Raw genomic sequence first — 18,646 nt, forward strand, 5'->3', positions numbered from 1 at the left:
TTGTTGAGTGTAGTGGCGGTCGGGCCTACGTCATGTGCCGTTGCGGCAGGATCACCCGCACGTGGTGGTGCGCGGTCGACAAAGCGCGAACCGGGTGCGGCGGGGGTTCAGGGAACCCCCGCCGCACCCGGGGCACGGCCGCCGCGCCGCCAGGCGCGGTTACGCCTCCTCGTCCACCCAGCTCATGAGCTTGCGCAGCTCCTTGCCGGTGGTCTCCAGCAGGTGGTTCTCGTCGGCCTTCTTCAGCTCGTTGTACTTCGGCAGGCCGGCGTTGTACTCCGCCATCCAGTTCTTGGCGAAGGTGCCGTCCTGGATCTCACCGAGGAGCTTCTTCATCTCGGCCTTGGTGGAGTCGTTGATGATCCGCGGACCGGAGACGTAGTCACCCCACTCGGCGGTCTCGGAGATCGACCAGCGCATCTTCTCCAGGCCGCCCTCGTACATCAGGTCCACGATCAGCTTGAGCTCGTGGAGGCACTCGAAGTACGCGATCTCCGGCTGGTAACCGGCCTCGACCAGGGTCTCGAACCCGGCCTTGACCAGCGCCGAGGTGCCGCCGCACAGGACCGCCTGCTCACCGAAGAGGTCGGTCTCGGTCTCCTCGGTGAAGGTGGTCTTGATGACGCCGGCGCGGGTGCCGCCGATGCCCTTGGCGTACGACAGGGCCAGCTCGAAGCCGTTTCCGGTGGCGTCCTGCTCGACGGCCGCGATGCACGGCACGCCGCGGCCCTCCTCGTACTGGCGGCGGACCAGGTGGCCCGGGCCCTTGGGGGCGACCATGCAGACGTCCACATTGGCCGGGGGCTTGATGAAGTCGAAGCGGATATTGAGACCGTGCCCGAAGAACAGCGCGTCGCCGTCCTTCAGGTTGTCCTTCACGGACTCCTCGTAGACCTTCGCCTGGATCGGGTCCGGGACCAGGATCATGATCACGTCGGCCTCGGCGGACGCCTCGGCGGGGGTGACCACGCGCAGGCCCTGCTCCTCGGCCTTCGCCTTGGACTTGGAGCCCTCGTGCAGACCGACCCGGACATCGACGCCCGAGTCGCGCAGCGACAGCGCGTGGGCGTGCCCCTGGCTGCCGTAGCCGAGGATTGCGACCTTACGGCCCTGGATGATGGACAGGTCGGCGTCGTCGTCGTAGAACAGCTCGGCCACTTCGGGAATCTCCTAGCGTGTGGGTTGTGCTTCCCACCGTATGACGGGCGGGCGGGTGAAGGTTTCGGGGTCTCGCCATACGGTCCGGCGCGCGGTGGGCGCCGGACCATGGTCTCCGCCGGTGGGGCGGGTCAGGCGGACCGGTCGAGCGCGCGCAGGCTCCGGTCGGTGATGGAGCGGGCGCCGCGCCCTATGGCGATGGTGCCGGACTGGACCAGCTCCTTGATGCCGTACGGTTCCAGCATCCTGAGCATGGCCTCGAGCTTGTCGCTGCTGCCGGTGGCCTCGATGGTGACGGCCTCCGGGGAGACGTCCACGGTCTTGGCGCGGAACAGCTGGACGATCTCGACGATCTGGGAGCGGGTCTCGTTGTCGGCGCGGACCTTCACCAGGACGAGCTCCCGCTGAATCGCCTGGCCGTCCTCCAGCTCGACGATCTTCAGCACATTGACCAGCTTGTTGAGCTGCTTGGTGACCTGCTCCAGCGGCAGCTCCTCGACATTGACCACGATGGTGATCCGGGAGATGTCGGGGTGCTCGGTGACGCCGACGGCCAGCGAGTCGATATTGAAGCCGCGGCGGGAGAACAGGGCGGCGATCCGGGCGAGGATGCCGGGGGTGTTCTCCACCAGGACGGAGAGCGTGTGCTTGGACATGGGCTCGGTCTCTCTTCTTCTCTCGGTCCTGGTCTCAGTCGTCTTCGCCGTCGCCGAAGTCCGGGCGGGTGTCGCGCGCCGCCAGGATCTCGTCATTGGAGGTGCCGGCCGCGACCATCGGCCAGACCATGGCGTCCTCGTGGACGATGAAGTCCACGACCACCGGGCGGTCGTTGATCGCGTTGGCCTTCTCGATCACGGCGTCGAGGTCGGCCGGGTCCTCGCAGCGCAGCCCGACGCAGCCCATGGCCTCGGAGAGCTTCACGAAGTCGGGGACGCGGGTGCCCGCGTTCTGCTGGGCGGGGCTGTCGGGGCCCGAGTGCAGGACCGTGTTGGAGTAGCGCTGGTTGTAGAAGAGGGTCTGCCACTGGCGGACCATGCCCAGCGCGCCGTTGTTGATGATCGCGACCTTGATCGGGATGTTGTTCAGCGCGCAGGTGACCAGCTCCTGGTTGGTCATCTGGAAGCAGCCGTCACCGTCGATCGCCCAGACCGTACGGCCCTCGGCACCGGCCTTGGCGCCCATGGCGGCCGGGACGGCGTAGCCCATGGTGCCGGCGCCACCCGAGTTCAGCCAGGTTGCGGGGGTGTCGTAGTCGATGAAGTGGGCGGCCCACATCTGGTGCTGGCCGACGCCCGCGGCGAAGATCGTGCCCTCCGGAGCCAGCTGCCCGATCCGCTGGATGACCTGCTGCGGGGAGAGGCTGCCGTCGGCGGGCTGGTCGTAGCCGAGCGGGTAGGTCTCCCGCCACCGGTTCAGGTCCTCCCACCAGCCGGAGTAGTCACCGGCGCGGCCCGCGTCGTGCTCGGCCTGGACGGCGACGACCAGGTCCGCGATGACCTCGCGGGCGTCTCCGACGATGGGCACGTCGGCGACGCGGTTCTTACCGATCTCGGCCGGGTCGATGTCCGCGTGGACGATCTTGGCGTAGGGGGCGAAGGAGTCCAGCTTGCCGGTGACGCGGTCGTCGAAGCGGGCGCCGAGCGCCACGATCAGATCGGCCTTCTGCAGGGCGGTCACGGCGGCGACGGTGCCGTGCATGCCCGGCATGCCCAGGTGGAGGTGGTGGCTGTCGGGGAAGGAGCCCAGCGCCATCAGGGTGGTGGTGACCGGCGCACCGGTCAGCTCCGCCAGCACCTTCAGCTCGGCGGTGGCCCCGGCCTTGATCACGCCGCCGCCGACGTACAGCACCGGGCGCTCGGCCTGGGTGATCAGGCGGGCGGCCTCGCGGATCTGCTTGGCATGCGGCTTGGTGACCGGGCGGTAGCCGGGCAGATCGGTCTGCGCCGGCCAGGAGAAGGTGGTCTGCGCCTGCAGCGCGTCCTTGGCGATGTCGACCAGGACCGGGCCGGGGCGGCCGGTGGAGGCGATGTGGAACGCCTCGGCGATCGTGCGCGGGATGTCCTCGGCCTTGGTGACCAGGAAGTTGTGCTTGGTGATCGGCATGGTGATGCCGCAGATGTCCGCCTCCTGGAAGGCGTCCGTACCGATGGCCTTGGAGGCCACCTGGCCGGTGATCGCGACGATCGGGACCGAGTCCATATGCGCGTCGGCGATGGGGGTGACCAGGTTGGTGGCACCGGGGCCCGAGGTCGCCATGCAGACGCCGACCTTGCCGGTGGCCTGGGCGTAGCCGGTGGCGGCGTGGCCCGCGCCCTGCTCGTGGCGGACGAGCACGTGCCGCACCTTCGAGGAGTCCATCATCGGGTCGTAGGCGGGGAGGATCGCGCCACCGGGAATGCCGAAGACGGTGTCGGCACCCACTTCCTCGAGGGAACGGATGAGGGACTGCGCGCCCGTGACGTGCTCGACGGGGGCGGACTGCGGTCCGCCGCTACGGGGCCGAGGCTGGGGGTGATGGGACCCGGGGGCCTGCTCGGTCATCGGCATTCTCTTCTCGAAGATGAGGTTCGGTGCGGGAGGGTGAGGGCGGGTGGTGCACCGGGTGCCGGTGCAACAAAAAACCCCTCGTGCCGTAAGGCAAGCGAGGGGAGCGCGCCGGTGAGGGTCCGCAGGGCTTCAACCAGCCCTGCTCAGCCGACGCGCTGTCCAAGTACGAGAATTCGGGTGCGCATGGCTCCGACCCTCCCCCCGGCGCACATCGGGTGTCAAGTGGGTGGGACGGGCGTCTCAGTATTTGAGCGGGTCGGCGGGTGGGTGTGCGGCTCCGTACGGCGCGGACCATGAGAGCCGCCATGCCCGGTGTGACCGCCGTGCCGGATCGGCAGGGCGCCGCCGACGAGCAGCGGCGGCTCCGAGCGCGGGACGGGATAGCCGCCGCGCAGCAGGGCCCGGCGCAGCCGGTGCTCGTCCAGCGGTCCGCTGAAGGCCGCCCCTTGGGCGTGGGTGCATCCCATACCGCGCAGGGTGACGATCTGCTCGGGCAACTCCACCCCCTCTGCGATGGACTGCATTCCGAGGTCTCCGGCGATCCTCAGCAGCCCAGCGGTGATCTTGTGGAGCCGTGAGGACTCGACCACTCCCTCGACCAGCCCGGGGTCCAGTTTCAGCACATCGATGGGGAGCCTGCGCAGCGCCCTGATCGCGGCATAGCCGCTGCCGAAGCCGTCGAGGGCGATCCGCACCCCCAGGCGGCGCAGCGCGCCGAGGCGGTGCTCGAGCTCGTCGAGCGGCACCCGTGGATCGCTGTCGGTCAGCTCCAGGATCAGCGCGCCGGACGGCAACCCATGGCGGGCCAGCAGGGTCTCCACGACCTTGGGCGGCAACGACTTGTCCACCAGCCGGCTCGCGGGGAGCCGTACGCAGACCGGGACCGGGTGGCCATCGCGGCGCCGCTGGGCGGCCTGTTCGACGGCCGCCTCCAGCATCCAGCGGGACAGCTCGGCGGTGCGGGCCGTGTCCTCACCGCCCCCACGGCCGTTGTCGGCGACCCGGAGGAACTCGGCGGGGGTGAACAGGATCCCCTGGGCCGAGCGCCAGCGGGCCTGCGCCGCGACCGCGGTGATCCGGCCACTGGTCAGCTCGACGACGGGCTGGTGCAGCAGCACGAACTCCCCGTCGTGCAGCGCGGCACGGAGTCTGGTGGCGACCTCGGCGCGACGCGCCACCTCTGCCTGCATCTGCGGTGCGTACAGCTCGACGCGGTTCTTGCCCGCGGCCTTGGCGCGGTACATCGCCAGGTCGGCGTTGCGCATCAGGGCGCCGGGGCTGGTGCCGGGCTCGGCGAAGGCGACGCCGATGCTGGCGGCCACGCGGACCTCGGTGCCGCCCTCGACCCGGTAGGGCTGGGAGAGCCGGACCCGCAGCCGGTCGGCGATCTCCATGATGCGCTGCTCGCGGGCGCCCACGTCCCCCGCGCCGTCGCCGTCGCCGATGATGAGGGCGGCGAACTCGTCGCCCCCGAGCCGGGCCGCGCAGTCGCCGGACCCGGACCGCACGGACTCCTGGAGCCGGCGGGCGGCCTGGACCAGCAGCTCGTCACCGGCGTGGTGGCCGACGGTGTCGTTGACCGCCTTGAAGCCGTCGAGGTCGATGAAGAACACGGCGGTGCCGGCGTCCGTACGGCGGCGGCCTCCGACGGCGTGCCGGACCCGCCGGGTGAACAGGGCGCGGTTGGGCAGATCGGTGAGCGGGTCGTGCTCGGCGTTGTGCTGCAGCTGGGCCTGGAGCCGGACCCGCTCGGTGACATCGCGGCTGTTGAAGATCAGCCCGCCGTGGTGGCGGTTGATCGTGGACTCCACGTTGAGCCAGTCACCGGAGCCGGAGCGGAAGCGGCACTCGATGCGCGTCGTGGGCTCCTCGCCCGGTGAGGCGGCCAGGAACCGGCGGACCTCGTGGACCACCGATCCGAGGTCCTCGGGGTGGATGAGGGAGGCCAGCTCGGAGCCGACCATCTCGTCCGCGTCGCGGCCGTAGACCCCGGTGGCGGCCGGGCTGACGTAGCGCAGGATTCCGGTGGGTGCGGCGATCATGATCACATCGCTGGAGCTCTGCACCAGGGAACGGAAGTGGTTCTCCTTCTCGGCGAGCTCCTGGGTGAGTCTGATGTTGTCCATCAGCATGATCGCTTGTCGGACGACGAGCGCGAGCACGACCGCGCAGGCGGTGGAGAGCACCACCCCGTCGATCGGCCGGCCGTCCATCACGTTGAACAGGACCCCCAGGGTGCAGACGGCGGCGGCGAGATACGGCGCGAGTGCGGCGAGCGAGCCCGCGATGGGGACGCTCTGCTGCGCGGGACGGCGCGCCGACGGCGGCTCCTGGACGGCCTCGCGGCGGGCCACCCACGGGGCGTAGGCCAGCAGCGCGGAACCGGCGAACCATCCGGCGTCGAGTATCTGCCCCGAGCGGTAGTGCTCGCGCAGCAGCGGTGAGGTGAACAGCGCGTCGCACAGCACGGTGAGCGCGAAGGCCGCGATCGCGGTGTTGACCGCGGAGCGGTTGCCCGTCGAGCGCCGGAAGTGGAGCACGATCACCATGCTGACGAGCACGATGTCCAGCAGCGGATAGGCGAGCGCCAGGGCCCCGCGGGCCACGGAGGCGCCGTCCCCGCCGAACTGCCCGGTGTGGGCGAGTGCGAGGCTCCAGGAGAGGGTCACCAGCGATCCGGCGATCAGCCAGGCGTCCAGCCCCAGGCAGATCCACCGGGCCCGGCTCGTGGGGCGCTTGGCGAGCACCAGCATCCCGACGATCGCGGGCGGGGCGAAGAGCAGGAAGCAGAAGTCGGCGGCCGACGGGGTCGGCACGGGACGGCCGAGCACCACCTCGTACCAGCCCCATACGGCGTTCCCCAGCGCGGCCATGGCCGAGGAGGCGGCGAACAGCAGCCAGGCCGGGCGCAGCCGCCCGGCGTGCCGGCGGCCGTGCCACAGACAGGACAGCGCGGCGGCGAGCGCTGCCGCGCTCAGTCCGAAGTCACCCATGAAGAGTGCGAGTTGGGACGAACCCCAGCCGAGGACCGCACCCGCCGCATAACCGCCACAGACCAGGGCGAGGACCACTTGCGGTAACAGCCCGGCACCGCCGCCGGAGACCGACGGCCGGGCGAGCACCGCTCCCGTGGCGCTCACTGGACTGCCATCCACTGCGTGGCGGACCACTGGCGCCGCGGGGACCCCGGGAGCGGTATCCCCGCGGGCCTCATCGAGTTGGAGATCCGCGCGGCTGCGCGGAAATGTCGCGGTCGACGCCTGAGCTGCGTCGGGTTGTCGGTCCATCGGCCATACATCGCCCGTCGCCCCCCTCGAGTTCCGGTCCAACGCTGACGCCGTCAGGTCAGTGGCGCAGCCCCCGCTCGGGACGATACACCAGACTGGTCACTCAGGGACATAGGCCATCTACGGTCCGTAACCGACTACGGCGTTGTATATACGCAGTGGAGTCAATCGGTGCCTGTATGTGGTGCCAGAGGCATGTCTACCCCGTCGTGGCGACGAGATGTGCCAGCGACTCGCCGCGTGCGAAGCGGTTCAGCTGATCCCTCAACAGCCGCTTGGCGCGCGGGAGGAAGGCCGACGTGGGGCCGCCCACATGCGGGGAGATGAGCACCCCTGGAGCGTGCCACAGCGGATGCCCGGCGGGCAGTGGTTCGGGGTCGGTCACATCGAGCGCGGCCCGCAGCCGGCCCGACTCCACCTCGGTGAGCAGGGCCTTGGTGTCCACCACCCCACCACGGGAGACGTTCACCAGCAGCGCCCCGTCCTTCATCCGCGACAGGAACTCCGCCCCGGCCAGGCCGCGGGTGGCCTCGGTGAGCGGGGTCACCAGCACCACCACATCGGCTTCCGGAAGCAATCGGGGCAGTTCGTCGATCGGATGCACCGGGCCGCGCTCGGTCGTGCGCGGGGAGCGCGCGACGCGCGCCACCCGCTCGCACTCAAAGGGCACAAGCCGGTCCTCGATCGCGCTGCCGATGGCCCCGTAGCCGACGATCAGTACGGACTTGTCGGCGAGCGCGGGGCGGAAGCCGGAGCGCCACTCCTCGGCGTCCTGGCCCCGGACGAAGTCGGGGATACCGCGCAGCGAGGCCAGGATGAGGGTGAGGGCGAGCTCGGCGGTGCTCGCGTCGTGCACCCCGCGCGCGTTGCACAGCCGCACCCCGGGCGCGAGGTCCGCCAGCGCGGGCTTGATGTGGTCTATTCCGGCGGTGAGGGTCTGCACCACCCGCAGGTTGGTCATGGCCGGCAGCGGGCGGGTGCACACCTGCGGCGGCTTCATGTACGGGACGCAGTAGAACGCGCAACGCGCCGGATCGGTGGGGAAGTCGGGGCCGCCGTCCCAGTGGGCGTATTCGAGGGTGTCGGGCAGGCCGTCGATCTCCTCGGGCGGGATGGGCAGCCACACCAGGTCGCGCGCTTCGGATGAACCCTGAGTCGCATCGTGCTGGCGGAACGTATCGCTGTGATCTGCACTCATGCCAGGAGGCTATGCGATCACCGGCAGCCCGCAGAGGTTAGTTTGGGGTCCGAGGGAACGGGAGGGATCAGGCGAGGTGAAGCGCAGGATAATCGGAGCGGCGGCGCTCGAAGTGGGTGCGATCGGCCTGGGATGCATGCCGATGAGCTGGGCGTACACCGCTTCGCAGCGCAGTGGCGAGACTTCGGTGCGCGCCGTGCACACCGCGCTCGACTCGGGCGCGAGCCTGCTGGACACCGCGGACATGTACGGCCCCTTCACCAATGAGCTGCTGGTGGGGCGGGTGCTCAAGGAGCGGCGGGCGGACGCGTTTGTGTCCACCAAATGCGGGCTGCTGGTGGGCGACCAGCACATCGTGGCCAACGGGCGGCCCGGCTATGTGAAACGGGCCTGCGACGCCTCGCTGCGCCGGCTGCAGACCGATGTGATCGACCTCTATCAGCTGCACCGGGCCGACCCGGAGGTGCCCATAGAGGAGACCTGGGGTGCGATGGCGGAGCTGGTCGCGGCCGGGAAGGTGCGGGCGCTGGGGCTGTGCGCCGTTGGTGCGCGAGCGCAGCGGAGGGTGGGCGCGCGCATGCACGACGCCACGGTGCGCCAACTGGAGCGGGTCCAGCAGGTCTTTCCGGTCAGCTGTGTACAGGCGGAGTTGTCGGTGTGGTCGCCCGATGCGCTGGAGGCGCTGGTGCCGTGGTGCGCCTCGCGCGGGGTGGGCTTCCTGGCGGCGATGCCGCTCGGCAACGGCTTCCTGAGCGGGACGCTGACCCCGGGGCAGGGCTTCGAGCCGGACGACATGCGGGCCCGGCATCCGCGGTTCACGGCGGAGATGATGGCCGCGAACCAGCCGATCGTGGCCGGTCTGCGACGGGTCGCCCAGCGGCACGGGGACGAGGTGACGCCGGCGCAGGTGGCCCTGGCCTGGCTGCTGGCGCAGGGGCCGCATGTGGTGCCGGTGCCGGGGACGAAGCGGGAGCGGTGGGCCGCGGAGAACTGCGCGGCGGCCGATGTGCCGCTCTCGCACGAGGACCTCGCGGAGATCGCGGAGCTGCCGCCGGCGCGGGGGTCGTGGGACTGAGTGCCGCGTGCGGGCTCCGGCCCGGGCCCGGTTCGGGGAGGGGAACCCGGCGCGAGGCAGCGGTGTATAAGAATCAGTGCCGTGCCGCGGCACACGTGCCCATCGAGAGGAATCCGACCGTGCCACGTCCTCGCGTGACCTCTGTACTCGCCGCCGCTGCCGCCGTGTTGCTCGTGGCGGGCTGCTCGTCCGACGGCGACAGCATCACCAGACCGGGCGGCCGCTCGTCCGCACCCTCGAAGCCGGGCGGCGGGGGCTCCTCCTCGGGCGCGCCCTCGCCGACGGAGTCCGCGGCGCCCGCGAAGGGCTCGGTGAAGGTGGTGCGCACGCTCACCACGAAGCTGGACTCCCCCTGGGGGCTCGCGCCGCTGCCCGGCGGGGACCTGCTGGTCTCCTCACGGGACACCGGAAAGATCTTCAAGGTCTCGGCGGACAGCGGGAAGAAGACCGAGGTGGGGTCCGTCCCGGGCGTCTCCGCCGCCGGTGAGGGCGGGCTGCTGGGGCTGGCGGTCTCCTCCGACTTCGGCGCGGACCACATGGTCTACGCGTACTTCACCACCGACTCGGACAACCGCATCGTCCGCATGGTGTACGACGACAAGCGCCCCGCGGGCGATCAGCTGGGCGCCCCGGACACGATCTTCAAGGGCATCCCCAAGGGCACGATCCACAACGGCGGCCGCATCGCCTTCGGCCCGGACAAGATGCTCTACGCGGGCACGGGAGAAAGCGGTGACCGCGGGCTCGCCCAGGACATGGACTCCTTCGGCGGCAAGATCCTGCGGATGACCCCGGACGGCGAGCCCGCGCCCCGCAATCCGGACGCCCAATCGGTCGTCTACTCCTGGGGTCACCGCAATGTGCAGGGCCTGGCCTGGGATGCGGACAAGCGGCTGTGGGCCTCCGAGTTCGGCCAGGACACCTGGGACGAGCTCAATCCGATCGAGCCGGGCAAGAACTACGGCTGGCCGGAGGTCGAGGGCCGGGCCGGTAAGAAGGGCTTTGTCGATCCGGTCGAGCAGTGGAAGCCCGAGGACGCCTCGCCGAGCGGAATCGCCTTCGCCAAGGGCTCGATCTGGATGGCGGGGCTGCGCGGTGAGCGGCTGTGGCGCATTCCGCTGAAGGGCGACAAGCCGGTGGCGAAGCCGCAGTCGTTCCTGCACGGGAAGTACGGACGGCTGCGCAGCGTGGTGGCGGCGGACGACGGGGGGCTGTGGCTGACGACGAGCAATACCGATGGGCGTGGCAAGCCGGGTCAGCAGGACGACCGGATCCTGCGGCTGGAGGTCCGCTGAGGGGAGCGTGAGGTCCGCTGAGCGGAGAGGGAGTCCGCTGAGGGGCGCTGAGGGGAGGGTGAACCGGCCGATCATGGCATCGAGTTCGGCGGACATGTCGCGGCGTGCCCGTTCTGTGAGCGGTCTGCCTACACTGGCAGCAGCCGCACGCCTACGGGGGTCGTCATGTTCAACCTCATCGAGGAGCTGTTCGCGCCCGGCCGCAAGCACACCGAGGAAGAGCGCAACCGGCTGGAGTACACGCTCGACGAGACGGGCAGCAGCGACCCGGGGAAGGGCCCTGTGGACCTTGACTCCGGCCGGGTGGTGATCCGGCCCCGCGAAGAGGGCTGACCCGGCGGACGGTCAGCGCGCAGCGCGGGCTGTGAGCACCGCGCCTCCGGTCAGCGCCTCGTGCGTCCGGTCAACGCCCCGCGAACCCCGTCAGGGCGCGTCCCGCCGGCCCGCCCATCCCGGCACCCCGCGCCTCCTGTCACGCGCTCAGCGCGCCACCGCGCCGTCGGTCAGGCCGTCCACCAGCCGCAGCCGATGGGCCACGGCGGCCGCCTCGCCCCGGCCCGAGACGCCCAGCTTGGCCAGGATGTTGGAGACATGGACGCTCGCCGTCTTGGGCGAGATGAAGAGCTCCCCGGCGATCTGGCGATTGCTGCGCCCCGCGGCGACCAGCCGCAGCACATCCCGCTCCCGGGGTGTCAGCCCCAGTTCCTCGGCCGGATCGGCGGGCTCGGCTGCAGGGACCGGAGAGCTGGGAGCCTGGGCACCTGGGGCCGGAGAGCCCGGAGTCCGGGAGCCCGGGGCCGGGGGCAGTGCGGGGGTGCGGGGCAGGGACGCGTCGAGCACGGGGCGGGTCGTGGCGGACGTCAGGGGCAGCCGGGCGCGCCGGGCCAGCAGCTCGATCTCCTCGCGCAGCGGGCGCGCGCCCAGCCAGTCGGCCACGGCATGCGCCTGGACGAGCAGTTCGGCGGCGTGCTCGCGATCGGTCTGGGCCGGGGCGCCCTGGCCCGGGGTGAGCAGCGCCTCCGCCCAGCGGTGACGGGCGCGGGCCAGCGGATACGGGCGGTCCAGCGCGGCGAAGGCGTCCGTGGCCTCGGCCCAGAGGTCGGGCCGGTCCCGGCCCTCGGCGCGCTCCAGTTCGGCCTGGAGCATCGCCGCGTAGGCCCGCCATACCGGCACGGGCTGCGCCACCCGCTTCGCGGCGGCCCGGAGGCGGGCCAGCGCCTCGCCCCGGCCCGGCTCGGCCGTGGGCAGTCCGCGTGCGGCCGACTCGGCCGCGGCGGCCGTGTACAGCAGCGGCCAGGCGTAGCGCTGTATCCCGGGCGGGAAACCGGCCTCCACGACCTGGTCCAGCACGGCCCGGACCTCCAGGATCCGGCCGCGCGCCGCCGCGAGTTCGATGACCCGGCCCGCGACCTGGAGGGTGTACTGCGGCTCGGTGTTGTGGGCGCCGTAGTGCTCCCGGGCGGCGGCCAGCTCGCGCTCCGCCGTGTCCCATTCGCCGCGCGCCAGCGCCAGTTGGGCGAGCCGGTTGGCGGCGGTGCCGTGCGGCTTGGTGCCGAGGGCGAGCCGCCGGGTCTTCTGGGCCGCCGCCTCCGCCTCGGCCCAGCGGCCCAGGGAGAACAGCGACTCGGCCAGATTCCCGTACACCCAGGCCCGGGAGTCGACCAGGCCGACGCGGTCCAGGATCCGGGCGCCCTCCTCGGCGGTCTCCACCGCCTCGGCCGACCGGCCGACCCCCTCCAGCGCCGAGGCGAGATTGACATAGCACCGCCCCAGGACGCTGATGTCGCCGAGGGCCACGGCCCGCCTGCAGACCTCGCGCATCTCGGCCAGCCCGCGCTCGGTGTCGCCGGAGTCACCGGTGAAGTAGCCCAGCGTCAGCCGGGCGTTCAGCTCCGTGCTCTCGGCGCCGACCATCCGGGCCAGCTCCACCGCCCGTTCGGCGGCCGCCAGGCCCTCCGGCCCGGGCCGATGCGTCATCGTCCAGCCCGCCACCTGCGCCATGACATCGGCGTGCACGGGGGACGGCGGCAGCCCGCGCACCAGCTCCTGGGCACGGCTCAGCTCCGCCCAGCCGTCCCCGCGTGCCAGGCCCTCCATCAGCTTGGACTGCTGGGTCCAGAACCAGGCGGCCCGCAAGGGGTCATGACCGCTTCCGTCCAGCGCCCGCAGTGCCCGCTTGGCGACAGCCAGCGCCCGCTCCCGCTGCCCGGACATATGCGCGGCCACCACCACCTCGGCGAGCAGATCGAGCTGGCGCAGCGCCTGGTCCTCACAGCCGCAGGCGGGATACACCTCGGCGTAGTCCACGGGCCGCTGCGCCTCCCGTATCTCCTCGGGAGCGTCCTCCCACAGCTCCATGGCCCGCTCCAGCAGCCGCAGCTGCTCCGCGTGGGCGTACCGCCGCCGGGCGTCGACGGACGCCTGGAGCACGGCGGGCAAGGCCTTGGCGGGGTCGTGTGCGTGGTACCAGTAGCTGGCCAGCCGGGCGGCCCGCTCATCGGCCCGCACCAGCGCGGGCTCGGCCTCCAGGGCCTGCGCGAAGCGCCGGTTGAGCCGGGAGCGCTCCCCGGGCAGCAGATCGTCGACGACGGCCTCGCGCACCAGGGCATGCCGGAAGCGGTAGCCACTGTCGTCGGCCGTGGGGCGCAGGATGTTCGCCCCGACCGCGGCCCGTAGCGCGTCGATCAGCTCGTCCTCGCCCAGCCGGGCGACCGCCCGCAGCAGTTCGTACTCCACACAGGAGCCGCCCTCGGCGAGGATGCGCACCACCCCCTGGGCCTCCTCGGGCAGCGCCTCGACCCGCACCAGCAGCAGATCGCGCAGGGATTCGCTGAGCCCGGTGCTGCAGCCCTCGTTGAGGGAACGGGCGATCTCCTCCACGAAGAAGGCGTTGCCGTCGCTGCGCTTGAAGATCCGGTCGACCAGGTCGCGCTCCGGCTCGGCCCCGTTGATCCCGGTGAGCTGGGCGTGCACCTCGCCCCGGGTGAAGCGGGACACCTCGATGCGCCGCACCTCGCGCATCCGGTCCACCTCGGCGAGGAAGGGGCGCAGCGGGTGGCGGCGGTGGATGTCGTCGGAGCGGTAGGTGGCCACGACCAGCAGCCGGGCGCTGAGCAGCGAGCGGAAGAGATAGCCGAGCAGTTCGCGGGTGGAGCGGTCGGCCCAGTGCAGATCCTCGATGGCGACGACGAGGGTGCGCTCCGCGGCCAGCCGCTCCAGCAGCCGGACGGTGAGCTCGAACAGCCGGGCCCGGCCGTCCCCGTCGTGGGACGCGCGGTCGGTCTCGCCCAACTCGGGCAACAGCCGGGCCAGTTCGCCCTCCTGCCCGGCGGCGGCCCCGTCCAGCTCGGTGCCCAGTTTGCGGCGCAGTGAGCGCAGCACGGTGGACACGGGCGCGAACGGCAGCCCGTCGGCCCCCATTTCCACACAGCCGCCGACCGCCGCGACGGCCCCCGCGGCCACGGCCGAGGCCAGGAACTCGTCGATGAGCCGGGTCTTGCCGACCCCCGCCTCCCCACCGACCAGCAGCACCTGCGGCTCGCCCGCGGTGGCGCGGGCCAGCGCGTCCTCGAGGCTTGCCAACTCCTGGGCACGACCGACGAACACCGGGCTGACAGACGTGGTGAACACGTCGTCGAGCATCGCATAGGGCACTGACACCGCGGCACCGGCTTTTCCGGTCCCCGCCGCCCCGGCTCCCGCTACCTCAGCGCCTGCCCCGGCACCCATGACGAGCCGCACGGCCCGGCCTCCCTCAAGCCACCGTGCGGTACGACCGTGGTGAGCGATGGCCGCGCCACCGCCGGACCGGCCTCACCCGCCCTCCGGACTCACGCTCCGCCGACCGGCCGCCGGACTCCTCCACCGCCTCCCTGACCCGCCGGTGGGCGGCGGCCTCCCGCAGCAGTTCGGCCTCGCGGATCCGGTGCAACTCGTGGTGCAGCATGGTGTTCTCCCTGGTGACGCGGGTTTCGTGGAATGGGTCCACTCTCGTCGCGCAGGAGGGTCCGGCACATCGGGAGGCTGCCCGATCTTCGCTCCGCCCAGGGCCTTAGGCACTCTGCCCGCACGGCTGAGGAAGCCTGCGGAAGGTCCTTAGGACAGAGACGGGTCCTTAGGGGCAGAGGAGGCTCCTTGGGGAACCGGCGACCGTGCCGTACCGGCCCGCGCCGCCCCGCTCCCCGACTGTCCCGGCAGCGACGCCGGCACCGGCACCGGTCCGGACGCCCGTCCCTCGCCGCCGCCCTCCGTGTCGCCCTCTCCGTCGCCCTCCGCCTCGATGCTGATCTTCGGCAGCAGCCGCTCCAGCCAGCCCGGCAGCCACCAGTTGGCGCCCCCGAGCAGATGCATCAGCGCGGGCACCAGGAGCGTACGGAGGACGAAGGCGTCCAGGGCGACCGCGGCCGCCAGCCCGATGCCGAACATGGCGATGATCCGGTCACCGCTGAGCACGAACGCCGAGAAGACCGCGATCATGATGACGGCCGCGGAGTTGATGACCCGGCTGGTCTCGGCGAGCCCCACCCGGACCGCGGTGCGGTTGTCGCGGGTGCGCCGCCACTCCTCGTACATCCGGCTGACCAGGAAGACCTGGTAGTCCATGGAGAGCCCGAAGAGCACCGACACCATGATCACCGGCAGGAAGGGCTCGATCGGGCCCGCCCTGCCCAGCCCCAGCAGTTCACTCCCCCAGCCCCATTGGAAGATCGCGACCACCACGCCGAAGGACGACGCGACGGCGGCCACATTCATGACCGCCGCCTTGATCGGGATGCCGATGCTGCGGAACGCGAGCAGCAACAGCGCGCATCCCAGCGCCACCACCACCCCCACGAACAGCGGCAACTTGCTGACGATCACCGCGGCGAAGTCGTCGTAGCCCGCGGTCAGCCCGCCGACGTACACCCGAAGCGAGCTGCCCTCCTCGGCCCGGGGCAGCACCTCGGCGCGCAGCCGTCCGACGAGGTCGGAGGTGGCCCGCGACTGCGGTGCCGTCGTGGGGACGACCGTGATGACGCCGGTGTCGCCGCCCCCGCCCAGGTCAGCGGCGCTCACCGAGGCGACCCCGTCGATGGTGCGCAGGACCTCGGGCAGTTGGGTGAAGGCCATACGGTCGTCGGCCCCGTCGATGCTGCCCATCAGCGTCAACGGCCCGTTGAAACCCGGCCCGAACCCGTCGGCCAGCAGGTCGTACGCCCGTCGCGTGGTCGAGGCCGAGGGGCCGTTGCCCTGATCCGAGGTGCCCAGGTGGAGCGAGAAGGTGGGGAGCGCGAGCAGCGCGATGAGGGCAGCCGCGGCCGCGCCCAGCAGCTTGGGGCGGCGTTCGACGCAGACCGCCCAGCGGGCGCACAGGCCGTTGGTCGCCGTGGATTCCGGCCCCCGCTCGGCGAGCCGTCTGCGCTCCCGCCGGCTCAGGGCCCGCATGCCGATCAGGCCGAGCAGCGCGGGCAGCAGGGTGAGCGAGGCGGCGACCGTAAGGGCGACGGTGAGCGCCGCCGCGACCGCCACCCCGTTGAGGAAGGACAGCCGCAGGACCAGCATGCCGAGGAGCGCGAGACAGACGGTCGCCCCCGCGAAGACCACCGCGCGCCCCGAGGTGACCACCGCGCGCTGTGCGGCCTGTTCGACGGTCAGCCCGCGCCGCAGCCCCCTGCGGTGCCGGGTGACGATGAACAGCGCGTAGTCGATCCCCACCCCGAGGCCGATCAGCATGCCGAGCATGGGCGCGAAGTCGGCGATGGTCATGGCGTGGCCGAGCAGCCCGATGGCCGCGTACGCGGTGCCGACGCCGATGAGCGCGGTGGCGATCGGCAGCAGCGTCGCCGCGAGCGAGCCGAAGGCGAGGAAGAGGACCACGGCGGCCACGCCGACCCCGATGGCCTCGCTCAGATGGGCGGGTCCGGTCCGCTCGGTGAGTCCGGCGCCCGCACCGCCCATCTCGACCTCCAGGCCCCCGGCCCCCAAGGCGGCGGAGCGCGCCGTGTCCAGCACCCGGCGGACCTCCGCCTCACCCAGGTCGGCGGCGGGTTCACGGAAGACCACGGTGGCGTAGGCGGTGCGCTGGTCGGCGCTGATCCGGCTGGTGTCACCGGAGCCGTAGGGGCCGGTCACGGAGGCGACGCCGGGCAGGTCCGCGACCTGCCGCAGCGCCGCCGTCATCCGCCGCTCGACCTCCGGCGCGCGTACGGTGCCCGCGCCGCCCTCGGTGTGCCAGACGATGGTGTCGCTGTCCCCCGCCCGGTCCGGCAGCCGCCGCTCCAGCAGGGCGGAGACCTTGGAGGAGTCGGTGCCGGGGATGTCGTAGTCGTTCGAGTACGCGGACCCGGTCACGGCCGCCGCCGCGGCGACCCCCGCGAAGGCCGCCAGCCACAGCGCGATGACGAGGGCGCGGCGCCTGAGACACCAGCGGGCGAGTGCGGCCATGGCTGCCTTCCGGTTCGGGCGCCAGGGGCGGCGTAATGTGGTTGTGACCTGAGCACTCTGTCAGGCGGATAAGATCCTTTGTCCCGTTTGTGGGCTTCACCACATGAATGAGCGGGAAGTCGGAGAGCATGACTCCTGCCGCGTCCCGAGGCCGCCGCCCGCGTATCGGCATCGGCGGTATGCACATCGAGTCCAGCACCTTCAGCCCGCACCGCACCGCCTACGACGACTTCCGCGTCACCCGCGACGCGGAGCTGCTGGACCGCTACGCCTGGACCCGGCCGGACGGCGATCTGGCCGCGCGCGCCGAGTGGGTGCCCCTTCTCCACGCCGTCGCGCTCCCCGGCGGCCCGGTCGAGCGCGATACCTACGACCGGATCAAGGGCGAGCTGATCGAGCGGCTGCGCCGGGCCGGTCCGCTCGACGGGCTGGTGTACGACATCCACGGCGCGATGAGCGTGGTGGGCCTGGAGGACGCCGAGGGCGATCTCACCGAGGCCGTACGGGAAGCGATCGGGCCCGACGCGCTGATCTCCGCCGCCATGGACCCGCACGGCAATGTCTCCCGCCGCTTCGCCGGCCGGCTCGATCTGCTCACCGCCCACCGTCTCGCCCCGCACGAGGACGCCTGGGAGACCCGCGAGCGCGCCGCCCGCAAGCTGGTGGAGCGCCTCGACTCCGGCCGGGGCCGCCCGCATCTGGCCTGGGTGCAGATCCCGGTGCTGCTGCCCGGTGAGCGCACCAGCACCCGTCTGGAGCCCGCCAAGTCGCTGTACGAGCGGCTGGCTGCCGTGGAGGCGATGGGCGGTGTCTTGGACGCGGCCATCTGGGTGGGCTACGCCTGGGCGGACGAGCCGCGCTGCCGGGCGGCCGTGGTGGTGACCGGCGACGACCCCGTGCTCGCGGTCGAGCAGACCCGCTCCCTGGCCCGCGAGTACTGGGATATGCGCCGCGACTTCGCCTTCGTCGGCCCCGCCGGCGGCGCCGACGCGTGCATCGCCGAGGCCGTCGCCTCCTCCGCCCGCCCCTTCCTGATCAGCGACTCCGGCGACAATCCCACGGCCGGAGGCGCCGGGGACCTCGCCTATATGCTCGGCCGGCTGCTGGCCAACGAGGATCTGGCGGCCGGCCGCGCCACCGCCCTGCACACCGGGATCACCGATCCGGCGGCTGTCGCGGAGTGCTTCGCCGCCGGGCCGGGCGCGACGGTCCGGCTCCGCGTCGGCGGCGGGATCAGCCGGGGGACGGCGGACCACGCCGAGCCCTGCGACCTGACCGGCGAGGTGATCGCCCTGCGCCGGGACGACCCGGTCGGCGGGGACCTCGCGGCGGTACGGCGCGGGGGCGTCACGGTGGTCCTGGTCAGCCGCCGCAAACCGTTCCACACCCTGGCCGACTTCGGCGAGCTGGACCCGCGCGGCCATGACCTCGTCGTCGTCAAGATCGGCTATCTGGAGCCCGAGCTGTATGAGCTGGCGGCGGACTGGCGGCTCGCGCTCACCCCCGGCGGCGTCGACCAGGATCTGGCGCGGCTGGGCCACCGGCGCCTCGAACGGCCGCTGTACCCGTTCGACGACGAGGGGTTCGAGGTCCCGCATCTGGAGCCGCTGCTGCTCTAGCGATACATGAGACGGCGGTGGGCACACACGACGGCGGCGGGGTG

General features: G+C 72.0%; 12 protein-coding genes. 4 read left to right on the forward strand and 8 right to left on the reverse strand.

What is annotated here, in order from left to right; genetic code table 11:
* Window positions 1–159 precede the first annotated feature (159 nt).
* From ilvC to ACFYOY_RS00930, 5 genes are all read right to left on the reverse strand, one after another.
* Window positions 160–1,158 (reverse strand): ketol-acid reductoisomerase, encoded by a 999-nt coding sequence (gene ilvC, locus ACFYOY_RS00910; protein WP_059144139.1) that lies wholly within the window; start codon window positions 1,156–1,158, stop codon window positions 160–162.
* Between the two features lie 131 nt (window positions 1,159–1,289).
* Complete coding sequence (gene ilvN, locus ACFYOY_RS00915) at window positions 1,290–1,814, reverse strand: acetolactate synthase small subunit (protein ID WP_037948468.1); 525 nt, start codon at window positions 1,812–1,814, stop codon at window positions 1,290–1,292.
* A 34-nt stretch (window positions 1,815–1,848) separates the two neighbouring features.
* Window positions 1,849–3,699 carry an acetolactate synthase large subunit gene (locus tag ACFYOY_RS00920; protein WP_351880616.1) on the reverse strand — a complete coding sequence of 617 codons (1,851 nt, stop codon included), beginning with the start codon at window positions 3,697–3,699 and terminating at the stop codon, window positions 1,849–1,851.
* Between the two features lie 224 nt (window positions 3,700–3,923).
* Complete coding sequence (locus ACFYOY_RS00925) at window positions 3,924–6,845, reverse strand: putative bifunctional diguanylate cyclase/phosphodiesterase (protein ID WP_388583994.1); 2,922 nt, start codon at window positions 6,843–6,845, stop codon at window positions 3,924–3,926.
* A 346-nt stretch (window positions 6,846–7,191) separates the two neighbouring features.
* Window positions 7,192–8,190 (reverse strand): 2-hydroxyacid dehydrogenase, encoded by a 999-nt coding sequence (locus ACFYOY_RS00930; RefSeq protein WP_208905711.1) that lies wholly within the window; start codon window positions 8,188–8,190, stop codon window positions 7,192–7,194.
* A 76-nt stretch (window positions 8,191–8,266) separates the two neighbouring features.
* Between ACFYOY_RS00930 and ACFYOY_RS00935 the strand changes: the two genes are divergently transcribed.
* From ACFYOY_RS00935 to ACFYOY_RS00945, 3 genes are all read left to right on the forward strand, one after another.
* Entirely contained in the window at window positions 8,267–9,265 is a 999-nt protein-coding gene (locus tag ACFYOY_RS00935) for an aldo/keto reductase (protein ID WP_351880610.1), read from the forward strand.
* A 119-nt stretch (window positions 9,266–9,384) separates the two neighbouring features.
* A complete protein-coding gene (locus ACFYOY_RS00940; RefSeq protein ID WP_351880607.1) occupies window positions 9,385–10,560 on the forward strand; it encodes a PQQ-dependent sugar dehydrogenase in 1,176 nt (391 codons plus the stop codon).
* Window positions 10,561–10,725: 165 nt separating this feature from the next.
* Window positions 10,726–10,893 (forward strand): DUF6191 domain-containing protein, encoded by a 168-nt coding sequence (locus ACFYOY_RS00945; RefSeq protein ID WP_165449194.1) that lies wholly within the window; start codon window positions 10,726–10,728, stop codon window positions 10,891–10,893.
* 147 nt (window positions 10,894–11,040) lie between these two features.
* Here ACFYOY_RS00945 and ACFYOY_RS00950 read toward each other — a convergent pair whose 3' ends face one another.
* The 3 genes from ACFYOY_RS00950 to ACFYOY_RS00960 all read right to left on the reverse strand — a co-directional run bounded on the left by ACFYOY_RS00950 (window position 11,041) and on the right by ACFYOY_RS00960 (window position 16,983).
* Complete coding sequence (locus ACFYOY_RS00950) at window positions 11,041–14,202, reverse strand: AAA family ATPase (protein WP_388584562.1); 3,162 nt, start codon at window positions 14,200–14,202, stop codon at window positions 11,041–11,043.
* Window positions 14,203–14,314: 112 nt separating this feature from the next.
* A complete protein-coding gene (locus ACFYOY_RS00955; RefSeq protein ID WP_351880604.1) occupies window positions 14,315–14,506 on the reverse strand; it encodes a hypothetical protein in 192 nt (63 codons plus the stop codon).
* 149 nt (window positions 14,507–14,655) lie between these two features.
* A complete protein-coding gene (locus ACFYOY_RS00960; RefSeq protein WP_351880601.1) occupies window positions 14,656–16,983 on the reverse strand; it encodes an MMPL family transporter in 2,328 nt (775 codons plus the stop codon).
* A 128-nt stretch (window positions 16,984–17,111) separates the two neighbouring features.
* Here ACFYOY_RS00960 and ACFYOY_RS00965 point away from each other — a divergent pair, with 128 nt between their 5' ends.
* A complete protein-coding gene (locus ACFYOY_RS00965; RefSeq protein ID WP_388584000.1) occupies window positions 17,112–18,602 on the forward strand; it encodes a M81 family metallopeptidase in 1,491 nt (496 codons plus the stop codon).
* Window positions 18,603–18,646: the final 44 nt, after the last annotated feature.

Origin of the sequence: Streptomyces sp. NPDC007875 (genome assembly GCF_042868035.1) — a bacterium.
In the GTDB taxonomy this organism is placed as follows: Bacteria; Actinomycetota; Actinomycetes; order Streptomycetales; family Streptomycetaceae; genus Streptomyces; species Streptomyces antimycoticus.

Bases quoted from the DNA above. Each gene is read 5' to 3' on its own strand.
- ACFYOY_RS00945 (WP_165449194.1), top strand. From the start codon at position 10,726: ATGTTCAACCTCATCGAGGAGCTGTTCGCGCCCGGCCGCAAGCACACC.
- ACFYOY_RS00950 (WP_388584562.1), bottom strand. From the start codon at position 14,202: ATGCTCGACGACGTGTTCACCACGTCTGTCAGCCCGGTGTTCGTCGGT.
- ACFYOY_RS00955 (WP_351880604.1), bottom strand. From the start codon at position 14,506: ATGCTGCACCACGAGTTGCACCGGATCCGCGAGGCCGAACTGCTGCGG.
- ACFYOY_RS00960 (WP_351880601.1), bottom strand. From the start codon at position 16,983: ATGGCCGCACTCGCCCGCTGGTGTCTCAGGCGCCGCGCCCTCGTCATC.
- ACFYOY_RS00930 (WP_208905711.1), bottom strand. From the start codon at position 8,190: ATGAGTGCAGATCACAGCGATACGTTCCGCCAGCACGATGCGACTCAG.
- ACFYOY_RS00965 (WP_388584000.1), top strand. From the start codon at position 17,112: ATGACTCCTGCCGCGTCCCGAGGCCGCCGCCCGCGTATCGGCATCGGC.
- ACFYOY_RS00920 (WP_351880616.1), bottom strand. From the start codon at position 3,699: ATGACCGAGCAGGCCCCCGGGTCCCATCACCCCCAGCCTCGGCCCCGT.
- ilvN (WP_037948468.1), bottom strand. From the start codon at position 1,814: ATGTCCAAGCACACGCTCTCCGTCCTGGTGGAGAACACCCCCGGCATC.